Raw genomic sequence first — 16430 nt, forward strand, 5'->3', positions numbered from 1 at the left:
ATAAATTCCTCGTGTTCATTGATTTTTAAAATAATTTATCTGATACTTTTGCCCGTTACTCTCGATATGAATCGCACCTCCCCATAAAGTTCCGTAAATATCTGCTCCATTTTTTTGCAGTCTTTTTATGGTTTCCTTATGTGGATGCCCATATAAATTATTTTTTCCGGCTGACAATATTGCTTTTTGAGGATGCACCATTTTTAAGAATAAATCTGTCGTAGAATTCTTTGAGCCATGATGCGCTGTTTTTAAAATAGAAACAGGTGACGGTACCTCTTTCATGAACAATGCTTCCTGTTCTCCTGGCAGATCACCTGTAAACAGCATCGTAAACTTTTCATATGAGAGAGCAAATACTATAGAACCACTGTTAACATCTTCATCATCCCATCCTTTTACTGGATGAAGACAAGATAGGCTTATTCTGTCAAGCTTTATAATATCTCCCTTACTTATTTTTAAAACATTGGCGTTACTCTTTTTTATAACTTCCAATATATTTTTCTTGCTTTCTCTGTCTTTTTCCTGTACTTCCCTTTTTTCTGTCTTTTGTTCAGGGAAACGCATCGCTAACGTATCCGGAAGAATAATATTTTTCACAGGATACTCTTCTTCTAACAATTCTCTTATCCCCGAAATATGATCCTCATCCGTATGGGTTATTATAACATAATCTAGATGATCTGTTCCATAATATTTCAAGGCAGGAAGAATCGTATAGTCTGCGATATGTTTCTTTGATGTACTGCCCCCATCAATCAATACGGTTTCGTTTGCAGGGGTTTTTAAAAAAATACATTCTCCCTGACCTACGTCAAGCATACTGATCTGTAAAGGAGGCACCGGTCTGCAGAATCTTCCTGCAATCAAGATAAGTATAAAAACACATCCCACACTCCATAAACGATAATACCAGCAAATAAACAGACACAGTTCTACCAGATAAAAAAGGAGAATCTTCCACCATGATGGACACCCTGTTACAATAACAGCACCCGGCATCTTATGAATAAACTGGAATATCACATGAAAGCCTCTTAACAATAGGACTGCGGGGATACATCCTGCCATGCCTGCCCATAGCTGAAACAATCCCACGACTCCACCTGTAATCGCACTAAGCAAAAGCGGGCTCATTGCCGGAATTACAAAAAGATTCAGCAAAACACTATATGGACTCCACTGATAATAAAACCGCAGCAATAACGGACCAATTACCATAGAAATAATAACACTTGTTAAAAAATCCTGCCTTATTCTTTTCTTCCACTTGCTTTCTATTAAGAATTCACCCGGTATCAATTTACTTTTTCTTCGTTTTTCCTCCAGTTCTTTCGCAAAAGGAACAATCATTCCAATGGCAAAAATAGAAGTAAATGAAATAATACATCCACTTTCCAGAATTCTCAGCGGATCGTCATATAACATTAATATTCCCGCCAGACTCATAGAAGAAACCATATCATATTCCGCTCCGAAATATTGTGCTAGTAAAAAAATCAAAAACATAATGACCGCCCGGAAAACAGAATTTCCAAAACCGGTCATAATCGCATAGAATAACAGAACAAAGCTTGAACAGATACATGAAACAGCATAACTAAACTTTCTTTTTCTTAAAAAACGAAACAACATTCCTCCAACGATAGAAACGTGAAGACCGGAAACGGCCAACAGATGCGCCACTCCATTTTCTTCATATAAACGTTTCTCTTCACTAGACAGTTCTGTCTTATCTCCCAGAAACATTGCTTTTAATAAACCATATTCATTTTCAGAAAGTATATAGCGATAAACTGCATCCATTCTTTCTCTTACCCTGCCTGCCATCCGATATACTGACAAAGGCCGTTCCTTCTTTCTGCTAATCGCCTTTCCAAAAAACTGATAGCGGATTCCTAAGGAATAATAATATGTTCTTGCATCAAATTCTCCTGGATTAGAAGTTTCTTTGATTGCACTCAGTCTGCCTGTACAACTGATCTGATCTCCCGGATAAATCTTCTTTTCAGATACTTTAATCTTTAAAATACGGCATTTCGCCCTTAATTTATAATTTTCAAAAAAATAACTTTCTTTTTTATACTTTAAAGAACCCTTCCCTTCTTCCCAAAATGAAACTTCACTTAATGTAAGCTGGTACTCCCCTTCCGCTGTTTTCTTTACAAACTCTACATTTCCGCTTAATGTACCATCAATCTCTCTTTTCGCAAGTATCTGATCTGCCGTATCCGGGTATTCTGCTCTAAGAAGCAAAAGACCTCCGGCAAAAAATAAACCATAAAATATAATTGCATATATAAAAAGAAGGCTCCGTTTTCTTTTTATTCTCTGATACAATCCAAAACAGATTAAAATAAGAATAAAAAGAAACAAAGCCATCACAAAAAAACCTGTCCTGTTTAAAGAAATGGCTGCAGCCTCTCCAAGCACAAGCCCCATAAAAAACAGAAAAAATGGTCTTTTCACTTATTCTCCCTTTATTGGTTCATCGCAAATCACCTATACGTATACCTGATCTACGGTCAATATTATGATGTTAGGGTCCCAAAGTCAAACACCTTATCGTACAAGCACGAACGGCGTTTTGACCTTTTAACCCTGACATCATATTATTTACATAAAGAAAAATTACTTGTCAGAAGCGTATCGAACTTTTCAAATTCATTTAACTTACTGACTCTTTTCCCATCAATCGTAAACTGAACCTGATAAGCAGTATCTAGATCAGTAAGAGTATTCACCATCGCATACACCGTAATCTTTTCCTTTACATCTGCTACAGCATTCTCTATATCACTGCTCAAATCCACATAACAGGTATTATTCATAATCTGCGTCTGATTCACATGAAAATCCTGTGAGAGCGGACTCTTCAAATTCTTCTTTGAAGCCGGAGGATTCTTCAGCATAAGAAGAACCTGCGTTTCAAGTGGAACATTATTCTTTACTTCCACTTCTCTAAAACAGGAAATAAGCTTATCTCCTGTCTTATTCGTATAATATAGTTTTACTTTTTTCTTTTCTGAATAAATACTCTTCTCTCCATCATCTGTCAAAAGAGTATCCTCATTCATCAGCCCTACCGGAACTTTATCTGTATCTAATAAACTAGAACCATTGACAGAAAAAGTAATCCCTTCAACTCCTTTGATCTGAAGCAGCGACTTCACAACAGATGTACGAAGTAATACTTCTTTTACATGACTAAGCTGACCATAGGCCGCACCAAAGTCTATATTCTCCTTTCCGTTTTCCAAAGGAGAAACATCATTCACTGCAATCCCATCAAAAATGGATGCCTTATACTCACTTGTATTATTCCCTTCCGTATCGGAAAGTTTATAAAGTACTTCATAAGATGCCTTTACCGAATCATTCGGATTCTGTAAAGTATATGGAACCTTTTTAAACCCATCTTCTTCTGCATTCAGATAATATAAGCTAATCGTATTCTTATCTTCTGCCGCTTCTGTTGTTATCCCTTCCCCACTGTCCGTCTTTTCCTTTGATGCTGCGGAAGATGCCGTATTGCCACCGCATCCACACAAAGTACTTAATAAAAGCAGACTCAGGAAAAATAACAGATATCCTTTTCTCTTTAATCTTCTCATGTGTCTGTCTCCTATCCAATATAATTGAGAGGGATACGGATAATAAATGTTGAACCCTCTCCTTCCTTGCTGTGAACACGAATGGAACCTTTATGCATTAAAATAACATTTCTTGTTATAGCAAGACCAAGACCGGTACCGCCTGTTTCTCTTGAACGTGCCTTATCTACCCGATAAAAACGTTCAAAAATCTGTTCCTGACAATCTTCCGGAATACCACATCCCGTATCTTTTACACGAATATAAAAGAACTTATGATCCGCATTCAGTGAAACATCTACACTTCCGTTATCATCATTATACTTTACAGCATTCTCAATAAGATTATTGCATGCCAGAGAAAGCTTTACCTCATCTACTTCTGCTATTACTTCACGCATCGTCTCCAAACGAATCTTAATGCCTCTCTTTTCCGCAATAGGAGAAATCCTCTTTAACAACACCTCTAACAGATCATTAATCTTTACAGAGGAAATATTTAAATTTGCCTGCGTTTTATCCATCTTCACTAATGTAAGCAAATCTGTAATGATCTGATTCTCCCTGTCAATCTCATGAACAATATCATTCATAAATTCTTCATAAAGCTCCACTGGAACATCTGGCTGCATCAACAGGGAATCTGCCAGAATCTTCATAGAAGTGATCGGTGTCTTTAATTCATGAGAAACGTTCGATACAAATTCCTGTCTTGTATTCTCCAGTTCCTTATATCGATTAATAATCTTATTAAAAGTAGAGGAAAGATTATAAAATTCTCTAAAATTCTCTTCAACCAATCCTTCTTCCTGATGTCCTGCTGCAATAATATCAAGTTCATTTTGCATTCTTCGAAAACTATTACGAATGAGAAGTGCAACGAGAACACTGAAAATTATTGTAATGATTATAAAAATACCAAGAAGATTATCTCTCTGATCATATAGATATTCCGACATCTCATTACAATTATGCAGCGAAACAACTGCAATGATCAATCCTCTTATATCTGGCTTTTCACTGCTCTTATCCTCTATGGGAAGAATAATCTGAAGATATTGATCCCCTATATATCGGTAGGAAACTTCTTCACCGTTCATAGCATGAATCGTCTCTTTTGTAACAAGGTACTTTCCACAGTTACGATTATATGTGTCAGCAAGAATCTTAAAGCGGCTGTCTATTAACAGAATCCTCCCCTCAAGATTATTGGCAAGCTGCTCCACTTCAAATATACTCGCCCCAGACTCTCCCGAAAGACTGCTCATATTATAATTTCGGAATCCGTTATTTACAATCTGATTAGAAAGTACGGCACACTGCTTTTGTGTGTACCGTACTCTCTGATCAATCGCCTTTTTCTCATAATAATTGATCTGACTTGAAATTCCCACTATCAAAAAAATATTAATCAGGAAAAATGTTAAGATTCCGACTACCTGATATAATGAAATATAGCGGAAAACTCTCCTTATACTAATCTTGGAAATAGTATCCTACCCCCCATTTTGTATGAATATAAAGCGGCTCACCCGGATTCTTTTCGATCTTTTCACGAAGCCTTCGGATATGTACGTCCACTGTACGAACATCCCCCGGATAATCATACCCCCATACAATATTGAGCAGATTCTCTCTGCTGTAAACTTTGTTAGGATGGAAAGAAAGAAGTTCTAACAAATCATATTCTTTGGCGGTAAGTTTCACTTCACTTCCCTCAACAAATACTCTTCTGCTGTCGCAATCTATCTTCAATCCATTCTTCTCAAATACTTTCTTCTTCTCATCTTCTGTTACTCTCTTGGAGCTTCTGCGCATGATGGCCTTAATTCTGGCCTTTACTTCAAGAATATTAAATGGTTTTGTAATATAATCATCTGCTCCATACTCCAGACCGAGAATCTTGTCCATGTCATCACCTTTTGCTGTCAGCATGATAATTGGCATATTAGAAAATTCCCGAATCCTCTGGCAGACTTCAAACCCATCCATCTTCGGAAGCATCACATCAAGAAGAACAATATCGTACTCTGTCTTCTTAGCCATCTCAAGGGCTTCTTCCCCATCATAGGCGCAGTCAACTTCCATATCATCCTGTACAAGAGAAAATTTAATTCCCTTTACAATCAGACGCTCATCATCGACAACCAGCACTTTTTTTCCCATAACACACCTCAGTTAACTGTAATTAAATCTTTTATTCGATTAAAAATGCCATCTCCTATTCCAGCGACATCTTTAATTTCCTCTATGGAAGTAAAGGTTCCCTTTTCTTCCCGGCGGGCAATAATCGCATCTGCTCTTGATTCTCCAATCCCCGGCAGGGTTACCAGATCCTCTTTCGATGCTCTATTAATGTTCACCGTATCTTTTCTTTGGGAAGCTGACAAATCTTTTTGTGAAGATTGCTCTTCATTAAGCGCTTCCTTCGCCTCATCTTTTGACGGAACATAAATCTGCATTCCATCCTGAAGAACTTCCGCCAAATTCCATGCTGTCTGATTCGCTTTCTCCGAAAAACCTCCGGCGGCATTGATCGCCTCCTGCGTTCTCGCACCAAAATGTAACGAATATACTCCCGGCTTCTTCACACATCCACAGACGTGAACATAAATCTCTGTCTCTTTCGTCTGCTCTGTATTCCATTCTGTCTTTCTTTCTGCCCTTACAATAGCTGTAGAATCTATACTTTCTTCCTCTCTTACAGGAACAGAAAAAGAACAGCCTGACAAAATAATCATTACGATTCCAAGTGCTGTGCTAATCAACCTTCTCACTATACTCCGTCTCAAATCAGGAATTCTCCTCCTTACTGAAACAGTTCCGGAATATTTCTTCATATTCCGCAGAAAATGTTGCCTTTGCATATTGTCCATAGTCTTATTAATAATACCGAATATCTAAAAAAAACACAAGAGGATATGACAATTTTCTTTTACTCTCTTGCTTTAAATAGAATGATTCCTGCAAGAAACAGTCCCGTTCCTAATAATTTCATCCAATCAAATCCACTTTTTTCCACTCCAAAGATTCCGAATACTTCAATAAGATATGCCACAATAAGCTGTGCCGCCACAATAAGCATCACTGCTTTTGCCGGTCCTAACGCTGACATCCCTGCAATTACAGTAAATGTAATAAATGCCCCTATAACCCCTCCTAAAAGATAATATTTCGGTTCTACTGTCAAAATTTCTATTGGCGGATTCTTTTTTCTTTCTTTAAAAAACCATATAATAAGACAGACAAGAAAACCCGTACACTGCACAAAAGAATTGGTAAGCCATGTCCCTGTCTGCTTCGTTACTTCTGTGTTAAAAACTCCCTGAATACTCATAAGCGCTCCGGATAGCAGCGCTGCAATAATTCCAAACATAAAAAACCTCCATACTTTTTCCTTTATTTTTATGTACTCACAAAATCAAGCACAGAAAGATTCCCTGAGTACCTTTCTTTTAGTATGGAGATTTTTTACTTTTTTATACGATATTTAATTTTTACTGAATTCCATTCTCTTTCAATGTTTCCGTAAGAATGGCAATCATTTCATCCACATCTTTCTTCTCAATAACCAGCGGCGGAACAAAACGAATAATATTGGCTCCTGCTGAAATAATAACCAGACCCTTTTTCAAAGCAGTAACAATAATATCCCCAACAGGTTTTTCAAATTCAAGTCCCTGCATCAGACCAACACCACGATGTGCTTTAATCTGTGCAAACTGATTATTCACTTCTTCAAGCTTTTCATATAAATAGGCTCCCACTTCATTCACGTGAGATACGATATCCCTTTCTTCAAACTGACGGAATACTTCACACACCGCTGCTGTTGCAAATGGATTTCCACCGTAAGTTGTTCCATGATCTCCTGGCACTAAGGCATGAGAAGCTTTCTCATTTGTTACAAAAGCTCCTACCGGAACACCACAGCCAAGTGCTTTGGCAAGTGCCATAACATCCGGTTTCACTCCATAAAGATCATGAGCATACAAAGAACCGCATCTTCCCATACCACACTGTACTTCATCAAATATAAGCAGGATATCTTTCTCATCGCAAAGTTTTCTAAGTCCTTCTAAAAACTCTTTCTTTGCTGGATAAATTCCGCCTTCACCCTGAACAACCTCACAGATAATACCGCATGTCTTATCAGTAATCTTAGACTTTACATCATCAAGATCGTTAAAATCTGCAAATACTGCACGCATTTCTACCGGTACAAAACCATCCTGATAATGTGCATTGCCTGTTACAGATAATGCTCCCTGACTTCTTCCATGAAAAGAATGATTCATAGCAATAAATTCATAGTCTTTGGAAGGATCTTTTAAATAAGCATACTTTCTTGCCACTTTTAAAGCACCCTCAATCGCTTCTGTACCGCTGTTTGTAAAGAATACTTTAGACATTTTTGAAGTCTTAACGATTTTCTCTGCGGCATCGATCGCCGGTTGATTATAATAAAGATTAGAAGTATGTAAGATCTTGTCAATTTGTTCTTTTAATGCATCATTGTATGTTTTATTATTATATCCTAATGCAAATACTGCAATACCTGCTGCAAAATCAAGATATCTCTTTCCATCCATATCATAAAGACAAACACCGTCTCCTTTTTCAAATACAACCGGATATCGATTATATGTTTTTAAAATATAATCTTCTCCCTTTTGCATATATTCCTGCATCTTTGTCATACTGTTCACTCCTCACTTAATTTAACCACTGTAAAGTATTTATATAATTGTTTGAAGTTCTGTTTTTTATTCTATAATGTACTCTCGGAATCGTTTTGTGCTTGATTTAGACTCCGAGAGTACATCTTATATTAAAAAAGAGGCTCTTTTAAAATAGCAGTACCAATACCCTTTTCTGTAAAGAACTCCAAAAGAAGGCAATGTGCCACGCGGCCATCTAAGATATGTACTCTTGAAACGCCCTGTTCAATCGCATCAATACAGTTATTGAGTTTTGGAAGCATCCCTCCCCCAACTACACCATTCTCAATAAATTCTTTTGCAGATTTAATATCCATCTCAGAAATTAATGTCTTTTTATTCGTTGGATCAATAAAGACCCCTTCAATATCTGTAAGAAATACTAACTTTTCTGCATTCATCGCTTTTGCTACACCACAGGCAGCATCATCTGCGTTGATATTGTACGCATTAAATTCATCATCAAGACCAATTGGTGCAATTACAGGAATAAAATCATTATCCATTAATGTATTTAAAAGATCTGTATTTACTGTAGAAACTTCACCTACAAATCCGATATCCTTTCCATCTGGCATCTTCTTGTTAACACGAATCATATTTCCGTCTTTACCACAAAGACCTACCGCATTGACACCCATCTTCTGCATCAGACCAACAAGTTCTTTATTTACTTTATTAAGAACCATCTCCGCAACATTCATGGTATCTTTATCTGTCACACGAAGACCATTATAAAATTCTGGTTCTTTTCCACTGAGTTTTACCCACTTACTGATTTCTTTTCCACCACCATGAACAATGATCGGACGCATACCAACTAACTTAAGCAAAGCAACATCTTTAATTACGTTCATTTTTAACTGATCATCAAGCATGGCACTTCCACCATACTTTACAATAATTGTTGCTCCATTAAAACGACGGATATAAGGTAACGCTTCAATCAGCGTATTCGCTTTTGTCATAATTTCATCTACATTGTTGTTGATTTCCATTTCTGTCATATCTCTATCTCCTCTTTATGAACGGTAGTCTGCATTAATTTTTACATATTCGTAAGTAAGGTCGCATCCCCATGCGGTTGCTTTTTCCTCTCCGGCATGAATATCGAGAATCGCCTTCACCGGATCTGCTGAAAGAATCTGTGTTGCCTTTTCTTCACTGTAATCCGTTGCAATACCATCTTTTACAATAGCAAGGCTTCCTTCTTCACTCTCTAAAACAATATCTACTTTCCCTGGATCAAATGTTACTCCACTGTATCCCATCGCACAGAGAATTCTTCCCCAGTTAGCATCCTTTCCAAATACAGCTGCCTTTGTTAAAGTCGAACATACAACAGCCTTACTGATAATCTTCGCATCCTCCTTTGTTGCAGCCCCATTACAGGTTACTTCAAAAAGACGGTTACATCCTTCGCCATCTCCTGCAATCTGTTTTGCAAGATATTCCATAACGTAAGCGAGTGCTGCCTTAAATTCTTCAGCGTCCTCATTCTCTTCTGTAATTACCGAATTCTCTGCCATACCATTACAAAGTACAAGGCAGGTATCATTCGTTGAAGTATCTCCATCTACGGAAATCATATTGAAGGTATCCTCTACAATCTCACTTAAAAACTGCTGTAAAAGCTTCTGATCAATTGCCGCATCACTTGTAATAAAGGAAAGCATGGTTCCCATATTTGGATGAATCATACCAGCACCTTTACACATACCGCCAAGTGTTACTGTCTTTCCGCCGAGCGTACATTCTACTGCGATTTCTTTCTTGCAGGTATCTGTTGTTAAAATAGCTGTTGCGGCATCCTCTCCAGCTTCCTTTCCATAAGCAAGCTGTGGAACCAGCATCTCAATTCCTTTTTCGACAACATCCATCACCAGCTGTGCTCCAATTACTCCGGTAGAAGCTACCAGCACATGCTCTGGTGCTACGTTAAGAAGTTCTCCTGCCTTCTGTGCTTCTTTCTTACAATTCGCAAGCCCTTCTTCTCCTGTACACGCATTCGCAATTCCACTGTTTACGACAACGGCCTGTGCCTTTCCTTCCTTATATACAACATCTCTATCCCAAAAAACCGGAGCTGCTTTCACAACATTCTTTGTAAATGTTCCTGCACAAACTGCTTCTTTTTCAGAATAAATCATTGCCATATCTTTATTTGTCTTTCCTGCCTTAATCCCGGCACGAAGACCTGCTGCTTTATATCCCTTTGCGGCAGTAACGCCACCTTCTATCACTCTCATAATAACCTCCAGCTTCAGAATATATTTACCTTATATGTTTACCTTGTAAAAATCAAAATAATTGTTTATGGGAATACAGGAGGCATTAAAAGTCCTTCTGTTTCCGGCAGACCAAATAATAAATTCATATTCTGCACAGCCTGTCCGGCTGCACCTTTTACAAGATTATCCATCGCACCCATCATAATGACACGATGTGTTCTCTCATCTAACTTCACATTGACATCTACATAATTACTTCCCTCTACCCAGCGGGTTTCCGGACATACACCTGCATTTAAGAAACGTACAAACTGTTCATCTTTATATGCATCTTCATAAATCTTACGAAGCTCTTCTTCCGTAACATCCTTAACCAGATTTGCATAAGCTGTTACTAAAATACCTCTGTTCATCGGAACAAGATGTGGCGTAAAGTTAATAACCGCTTCCTGTCCGGATGCATAAGATAACTGCTCCTCAATCTCCGGTGTATGACGATGTGTTGCTACACCATACGCCTTAATACTCTCATTAACCTCACAGTAAAGATTCGCAACCTTAGCTCCTCTTCCAGCTCCAGATGTTCCAGACTTTGCATCTACGATCACTGACTTCATATCAATAAGCCCTGCCTTAGCTAACGGATAAATAGAAAGGAAAGAACAGGTCGGATAACATCCTGGATTTGCGATCAATCTGGCATTCTTAATCTTATCTCTGTTCACTTCACAAAGCCCATAAACAGCTTCTTCAATAAACTGTGGACTCTGATGTTTGATTCCATACCACTTCTCATATGTGTCTACATCTTTAATACGGAAATCAGCGCTCAGATCAATAATCTTTACCTTAGATAATACATTCTCACTTACTAAAGAAGAACAAAGCCCCTGCGGAGTAGCCGTAAATACAACATCAACCTCCTCACAAAGCTGCTCTAAATCTTCTCCTTTACAAATATCCGGCACCAGCTGGAACATATTCTGAAATACACTCGCATATGCCTGATCTATATAACTTCTAGAACCATACCACTTAATCTCTACATCTTTATGTCCAAGTAAAATGCGGACAAGCTCCTGTCCTGCATATCCTGTCGAACCAATAATACCAGCTCTTATCATTCTTTATCATCCTTTCTCTTTAATGTACTCTCAGAGTCTTTCTTTCACTTGATTTTGTGAGTACATTTTATTCTTAGCATCCTTATCATTCTTTTTACTCTTTGTAGTCATCTTTTATATCAGATGTGAGATGATGCGCATCTCGCAGCAAGAATGCCAAGACATTCTTGAATATACATAATCTATATATGAAAACCGCAAATCAATTTCAGTTTTCTATTATCCCACAAAGTTTTCCAAAAAACAAGAGGCATCATTTTTGCATGTTTATTTGCATATTTATTCGAAATTATTCATAATTATACAGCTAAAAAGCGATTTATGCAAGTATTAATTAATTTTTATTAATAATATGCAAAAAAAGCTCTTGCATTTTCCTTTATAATGACGTATAGTATATAAGACAATTTAATCATCTGATGAAAAATTTAGGAGGATATATAGAATGAGTAAAGAAAAAGTAGTTTTAGCCTATTCCGGTGGTCTTGATACTACCGCAATTATCCCTTGGTTAAAAGAAACATATAATTATGATGTAATCTGCTGCTGTGTTGACTGTGGACAGGGCGAAGAACTTGACGGATTAGAAGAACGTGCTCTCTACTCCGGTGCTTCTAAGTTATATATAGAAGATATTACAGACGATTTCTGCGAAAACTACATTATGCCATGCGTACAGGCAGATGCAGTATATGAGAACAAATACCTTCTCGGTACTTCTATGGCACGTCCTGGAATTGCAGCGAAATTAGTTGAGATTGCACGTAAAGAGAATGCCGTTGCAATCTGTCATGGTGCTACCGGTAAAGGTAATGACCAGATTCGTTTTGAACTTGGTATCAAAGCTTTAGCTCCTGATTTAAAGATCATCGCTCCATGGCGTGATGACAAGTGGCAGATGGATTCTCGTGATGCAGAGATTGAATACTGTAAGGCACATGACATTCACCTTCCATTCTCTGTAGATAACAGCTACAGCCGCGACCGTAACTTATGGCATATCAGCCACGAAGGCCTTGAACTTGAAGACCCTGCCTGCGAACCAAACTATGATCACTTATTAGTATTAGGCGTTTCTCCAGAAAAAGCTCCTGATGAACCAGAATATCTTACAATGACTTTTGAAGCCGGCGTTCCTAAAACAATCAATGGCGAAGAAATGAAAGTTGCTGATATCATTCGTAAGTTAAACGAATTAGGTGGAAAGCATGGTATCGGTATCGTTGATATCGTAGAGAACCGCGTTGTTGGTATGAAGTCACGTGGTGTTTATGAAACTCCAGGCGGAACAATCCTTATGGAAGCACACAGACAGTTAGAAGAACTCGTACTTGACCGAGACACTATGGCAGTAAAGAAAGATATGGGTAATAAGCTTGCTCAGGTTGTATACGAAGGAAAATGGTTCACACCACTTCGTGAGGCAATCCAGGCATTCGTAGAATCCACACAGAAATATGTAACTGGTGAAGTTAAATTCAAGCTTTATAAAGGTAACATCATCAAAGCCGGAACAACTTCTCCATACAGCCTTTACAGCGAAACACTTGCATCCTTTACAACAGGCGATCAGTACGATCACCACGATGCTGAAGGATTCATCACATTATTCGGACTTCCATTAAAAGTTCGTGCAATGAGAATGCAGGAATTAGAGAAGAACCATAGTAAATAATTCTGAGTTGCTGCAGGCAGGGTAGACGCTCCCTAAAAGAAATAATAACCTATATTTGTGACTCTATCACTGTGGGTTGAATGTTCGCTTATAGGCTCACATTCAATCCTCGCTCTAAGGCCACAAATATAGGTTATTATTTCTTTTGGGGAGCTGTCTTTGGCTGTAACTGCAGAAACAAAATCAGAATTAATGTTGGAGGATTTGAGGATTCGCCAGCAGGTTGTGGCTTTCCGAAAAATTAAAGTTCTGAAGCCTGCCGCTTAAATTATTGATAGAAAGCATTTTAATAAAGCATATTTGTGGCCTAGGGGCAAAGGTTGAATACAAACAGTTAAGCGAACATTCAACCTGCAGCGACTAAAGTCACAAATATGCTTTATTTATCTTTAGGAGTTCGTCTGTCTTGCAACCTCACAAGTTATTTTTCTCGATGTAGATATCTATATATTTCATCGCATCTCTTCCATGATCAGCTGTTAAAAATTCCATTCCCTGTGAGCGAACATATTTATAGAACTTAATTAAAAGCTCTTCATTGATCGTAATGTTATTCAGCCCATAACACATCACTACATCTAACTCTTTTTTCTCTATCGCTTCCATGATACGGCGAAAGCCTGGTCTGTCTGTATTTTCTGAATCATATTGTCCAAAATCTGTATAATGAAGGAACTCACAATTCTCTTTTCCATAGATTTCTTCCGCTACTTCATGGCATTTTTCATAGGATTCTACCATCTCTTGAATAAAATGTCTGTAACATAGTTTGCAGGCCCCTCTATAGTATTGATAATGATAAATACCTATTCTCTTTTTCATTTTCATTCCACCCCGTCCATTTATAATAAAAAAAATAATTATTATTTATTATAAAACAGCAGGTAATCTAATATAGATACAGATTCACACAAAATCTGGGAAATATGTGGAGTGAGATAAAGGAACAGACAAAGCCCAAGAATTATGTTAACAAAAATATTTTATTTCACCAAAACGGTTAATCCATTCGTTTATGATATCATCACTGTTTGCAGCTATCATCCGCATTAATTTTTTTAATATTCTTTCAGGAATCTGTGAATTATTATTAGAAAGAATTACATTCCCAGTGCTGGTAATCCAAATTTTTGTTGCAGTGGATTTAGCTCGCCCTTCAGATATATGGACATGAATAGGTTCTAACGGATCACCTTCATTAGACCAAAAATAAATACTGTATGGTCCAATTCTAAGAAGTTGCGGCATTTAAAACGCCCCCTTCTTGCGAAAACTCTATAATAAGATGAGCATTCTTACGAATCAACTGTTTAAAATAGGATATTTCTGTATCACTATATCCTTCAATATTTTCCCATTTATAGGCTGGCAACCAACATGTTGCATTATGGAATCCACCTACTTCATCTGGAGTTTCAATATACACTTTTACACTACCATCTGCCTTCATCTCAGAATGAGTGATTTCCGTATCATCATTCAGTGTCATAAAAGGATACATCATAAATATCCCTCCCTTCTATCTGTTATATTTATTGTAATATAAGTAATAATACATTGCAACAACTCAAATCTAAATCCTGATTGAACAACATCGCGACGTGATGGCTTAGGAAAGCTATGGCACAACCATGTTGCTCAATCAGGTTTTTTACTATTGTTTTCTTCTTCCCATTCTTTCTTTCTCGTTTTTGATTGTATAACTGCCACGCCAACTACTATAATAAATCCAATGATTATTTCAAGACCTATTGCTATACTTTCCTCAATACTCATACCTTGAAATATATTCATTCTTTCCTTTGATGCTATTGGAAATACCACCCACAAGAATCCTACAGCCGCTTCGATTCCCTGTATCCATTTATTTGAATTACGCAATTTTCTTTCTGGCATTTTTTTATCAAGATAACACATACAGAAAAAAATTACTGCTGCCAAGATCCAGTAAATTATATTTATTCTATTAATAAAAGGCCATTTTTCAGATAATTGAAATGGCAGCATGAGCAATTCCAAGCTCACAAATTCGAGAATATAGATTACTATCTGTACTCCATAAAGCTGTTTTTCATCAAGGGAAGCAAGTAACATTTTTTCTGTTTCTTTTTTATATTCTTTTTCCTGTATTTTTTCTCCCGCAAAGAATTCGCCAATACTTATATTCAATTCTTTGCAAAGAGATTCTATAATTCCTACATCTGGTATAGATCGTCCATTTTCCCACTTTGAAACCGCCCGGTCTGTTACTCCTAATTTTTCTGCCAGTTCTTTTTGTGTCAAATTTAGATTCTTTCGATTTTGTGCTATGAACCTTCCTACTTTTATTGGCTCAACCATATTTTCACGCTCCCGTGACATCCTCCCCCACCTGCCGAGGTTGGTTCTCGTTCGATAACACTACTGTGCTAAGCATATGCGAGCTATCCCCGTGTGTCCCACGGTTTGTATTAGGTTATTATGTTGCGGTCATGCATTTACTAGTCGCATTCCTTCATTTCTGATATTTATCGCCGCATTTATATCTCTGTCATGATGGGTTCCACACTGCGGACAATCCCACTCTCTTATCGCAAGATTTTTCGTTTTTGCATTTTTGTAACCACAAACAGAACAGGTCTGGCTGCTTGCAAAAAATCTGTCCACTCTCACAAGCTTTTTCCCCTGTTCCTCCAGTTTGTATTTCAAAAATGTTGTGAACATTCCCCAGCCGTTATCCGAAACAGATTTCCCAAAATTCAGTGATCGCGACATCGCTTTCATATCCAAATCTTCTATACATACGCAATCATAAGCATTGGTTATCTGTCTTGACTGCTTATGCAGAAAGTCTTTTCGTTGATTGGAAACCTTTTCGTGAAGTTTTGCCACTTTAAGCCTCTGCTTATTGCGATTGTTCGAACCTTTCTGCATTTTAGAAAGCTTACGTTGTTCTCTCGCTAATTTTTTCTCTGCGTTCCTGTAATACCTTGGATAGGCAGGCTCCTTACCGTTGCTGTCACGATATAATTCATGCATGGAAAAATCTAAGCCTAAAAACTTTTGCAGTTCCTTTTCCTGTACTTGGTCTTCATACTCAAAAA

Annotated in this window: 16 protein-coding genes; 1 reads left to right on the forward strand and 15 read right to left on the reverse strand. The window is 37.5% G+C overall.

The genetic code is table 11. The features are described from left to right. Nucleotides 1-15: 15 nt before the first annotated feature. The 10 genes from FYJ25_RS11620 to argC form a co-directional block, all read right to left on the reverse strand. Entirely contained in the window at nucleotides 16-2472 is a 2457-nt protein-coding gene (locus FYJ25_RS11620) for a DNA internalization-related competence protein ComEC/Rec2 (RefSeq protein ID WP_154581359.1), read from the reverse strand. A gap of 143 nt (nucleotides 2473-2615) precedes the next feature. Beyond that, complete coding sequence (locus FYJ25_RS11625) at nucleotides 2616-3617, reverse strand: GerMN domain-containing protein (RefSeq protein WP_154581360.1); 1002 nt, start codon at nucleotides 3615-3617, stop codon at nucleotides 2616-2618. A gap of 11 nt (nucleotides 3618-3628) precedes the next feature. Beyond that, on the reverse strand, nucleotides 3629-4993 hold the full coding sequence (locus FYJ25_RS11630) for a sensor histidine kinase (protein ID WP_147607473.1): 1365 nt from the start codon (nucleotides 4991-4993) through the stop codon (nucleotides 3629-3631). A gap of 79 nt (nucleotides 4994-5072) precedes the next feature. Further along, entirely contained in the window at nucleotides 5073-5762 is a 690-nt protein-coding gene (locus FYJ25_RS11635; protein WP_021906729.1) for a response regulator transcription factor, read from the reverse strand. An 8-nt stretch (nucleotides 5763-5770) separates the two neighbouring features. Continuing rightward, the gene (locus FYJ25_RS11640) at nucleotides 5771-6388 is read right to left on the reverse strand and encodes a helix-hairpin-helix domain-containing protein (RefSeq protein WP_162290856.1); all 618 of its coding nucleotides are present in this window, start codon (nucleotides 6386-6388) and stop codon (nucleotides 5771-5773) included. A 143-nt stretch (nucleotides 6389-6531) separates the two neighbouring features. After that, nucleotides 6532-6972: a DMT family transporter gene (locus FYJ25_RS11645; protein WP_096240424.1), complete on the reverse strand. Its 441-nt coding sequence runs from the start codon at nucleotides 6970-6972 to the stop codon at nucleotides 6532-6534. Between the two features lie 121 nt (nucleotides 6973-7093). Beyond that, nucleotides 7094-8296, reverse strand: coding sequence for an aspartate aminotransferase family protein (locus tag FYJ25_RS11650; RefSeq protein WP_096240426.1), 1203 nt, complete (start codon nucleotides 8294-8296; stop codon nucleotides 7094-7096). 131 nt (nucleotides 8297-8427) lie between these two features. Next, nucleotides 8428-9324 (reverse strand): acetylglutamate kinase, encoded by an 897-nt coding sequence (gene argB, locus FYJ25_RS11655; RefSeq protein ID WP_096240428.1) that lies wholly within the window; start codon nucleotides 9322-9324, stop codon nucleotides 8428-8430. 15 nt (nucleotides 9325-9339) lie between these two features. Then, nucleotides 9340-10566, reverse strand: a complete 1227-nt coding sequence (gene argJ / locus FYJ25_RS11660) for a bifunctional ornithine acetyltransferase/N-acetylglutamate synthase (protein WP_096240430.1) — start codon at nucleotides 10564-10566, stop codon at nucleotides 9340-9342. 65 nt (nucleotides 10567-10631) lie between these two features. Then, entirely contained in the window at nucleotides 10632-11672 is a 1041-nt protein-coding gene (argC, locus tag FYJ25_RS11665) for an N-acetyl-gamma-glutamyl-phosphate reductase (protein WP_021906723.1), read from the reverse strand. 445 nt (nucleotides 11673-12117) lie between these two features. Here argC and FYJ25_RS11670 point away from each other — a divergent pair, with 445 nt between their 5' ends. After that, entirely contained in the window at nucleotides 12118-13347 is a 1230-nt protein-coding gene (locus FYJ25_RS11670) for an argininosuccinate synthase (protein WP_096240432.1), read from the forward strand. Nucleotides 13348-13761: 414 nt separating this feature from the next. Here the strand turns inward: FYJ25_RS11670 and FYJ25_RS11675 are convergent, their stop codons facing one another. The 5 genes from FYJ25_RS11675 to FYJ25_RS11695 form a co-directional block, all read right to left on the reverse strand. Continuing rightward, nucleotides 13762-14169 carry a recombinase family protein gene (locus tag FYJ25_RS11675; protein ID WP_021906721.1) on the reverse strand — a complete coding sequence of 136 codons (408 nt, stop codon included), beginning with the start codon at nucleotides 14167-14169 and terminating at the stop codon, nucleotides 13762-13764. 147 nt (nucleotides 14170-14316) lie between these two features. Continuing rightward, nucleotides 14317-14595 (reverse strand): DUF4160 domain-containing protein, encoded by a 279-nt coding sequence (locus FYJ25_RS11680; protein ID WP_005347744.1) that lies wholly within the window; start codon nucleotides 14593-14595, stop codon nucleotides 14317-14319. Then, nucleotides 14579-14851 (reverse strand): hypothetical protein, encoded by a 273-nt coding sequence (locus FYJ25_RS11685; RefSeq protein WP_005347742.1) that lies wholly within the window; start codon nucleotides 14849-14851, stop codon nucleotides 14579-14581. The genes FYJ25_RS11680 and FYJ25_RS11685 overlap by 17 nt, the downstream gene beginning before the upstream one ends. A 134-nt stretch (nucleotides 14852-14985) precedes the next feature. After that, nucleotides 14986-15687 (reverse strand): helix-turn-helix domain-containing protein, encoded by a 702-nt coding sequence (locus tag FYJ25_RS11690; RefSeq protein ID WP_167513823.1) that lies wholly within the window; start codon nucleotides 15685-15687, stop codon nucleotides 14986-14988. A gap of 129 nt (nucleotides 15688-15816) precedes the next feature. Continuing rightward, the coding region (locus tag FYJ25_RS11695) for an RNA-guided endonuclease TnpB family protein (protein ID WP_154581363.1) at nucleotides 15817-16430 on the reverse strand (614 nt) is incomplete at its 5' end.

Origin of the sequence: Anaerobutyricum soehngenii, assembly GCF_009697165.1 — a bacterium.
GTDB lineage: Bacteria > Bacillota > Clostridia > Lachnospirales > Lachnospiraceae > Anaerobutyricum > Anaerobutyricum soehngenii.

Coding starts and splice junctions, on each gene's coding strand:
- argB (WP_096240428.1), bottom strand. CDS start 9,324: ATGACAGAAATGGAAATCAACAACAATGTAGATGAAATTATGACAAAA.
- FYJ25_RS11690 (WP_167513823.1), bottom strand. CDS start 15,687: ATGGTTGAGCCAATAAAAGTAGGAAGGTTCATAGCACAAAATCGAAAG.
- FYJ25_RS11675 (WP_021906721.1), bottom strand. CDS start 14,169: ATGAAAAAGAGAATAGGTATTTATCATTATCAATACTATAGAGGGGCC.
- FYJ25_RS11670 (WP_096240432.1), top strand. CDS start 12,118: ATGAGTAAAGAAAAAGTAGTTTTAGCCTATTCCGGTGGTCTTGATACT.
- FYJ25_RS11680 (WP_005347744.1), bottom strand. CDS start 14,595: ATGCCGCAACTTCTTAGAATTGGACCATACAGTATTTATTTTTGGTCT.
- argC (WP_021906723.1), bottom strand. CDS start 11,672: ATGATAAGAGCTGGTATTATTGGTTCGACAGGATATGCAGGACAGGAG.
- FYJ25_RS11645 (WP_096240424.1), bottom strand. CDS start 6,972: ATGTTTGGAATTATTGCAGCGCTGCTATCCGGAGCGCTTATGAGTATT.
- FYJ25_RS11635 (WP_021906729.1), bottom strand. CDS start 5,762: ATGGGAAAAAAAGTGCTGGTTGTCGATGATGAGCGTCTGATTGTAAAG.
- argJ (WP_096240430.1), bottom strand. CDS start 10,566: ATGAGAGTGATAGAAGGTGGCGTTACTGCCGCAAAGGGATATAAAGCA.
- FYJ25_RS11685 (WP_005347742.1), bottom strand. CDS start 14,851: ATGATGTATCCTTTTATGACACTGAATGATGATACGGAAATCACTCAT.
- FYJ25_RS11650 (WP_096240426.1), bottom strand. CDS start 8,296: ATGACAAAGATGCAGGAATATATGCAAAAGGGAGAAGATTATATTTTA.
- FYJ25_RS11625 (WP_154581360.1), bottom strand. CDS start 3,617: ATGAGAAGATTAAAGAGAAAAGGATATCTGTTATTTTTCCTGAGTCTG.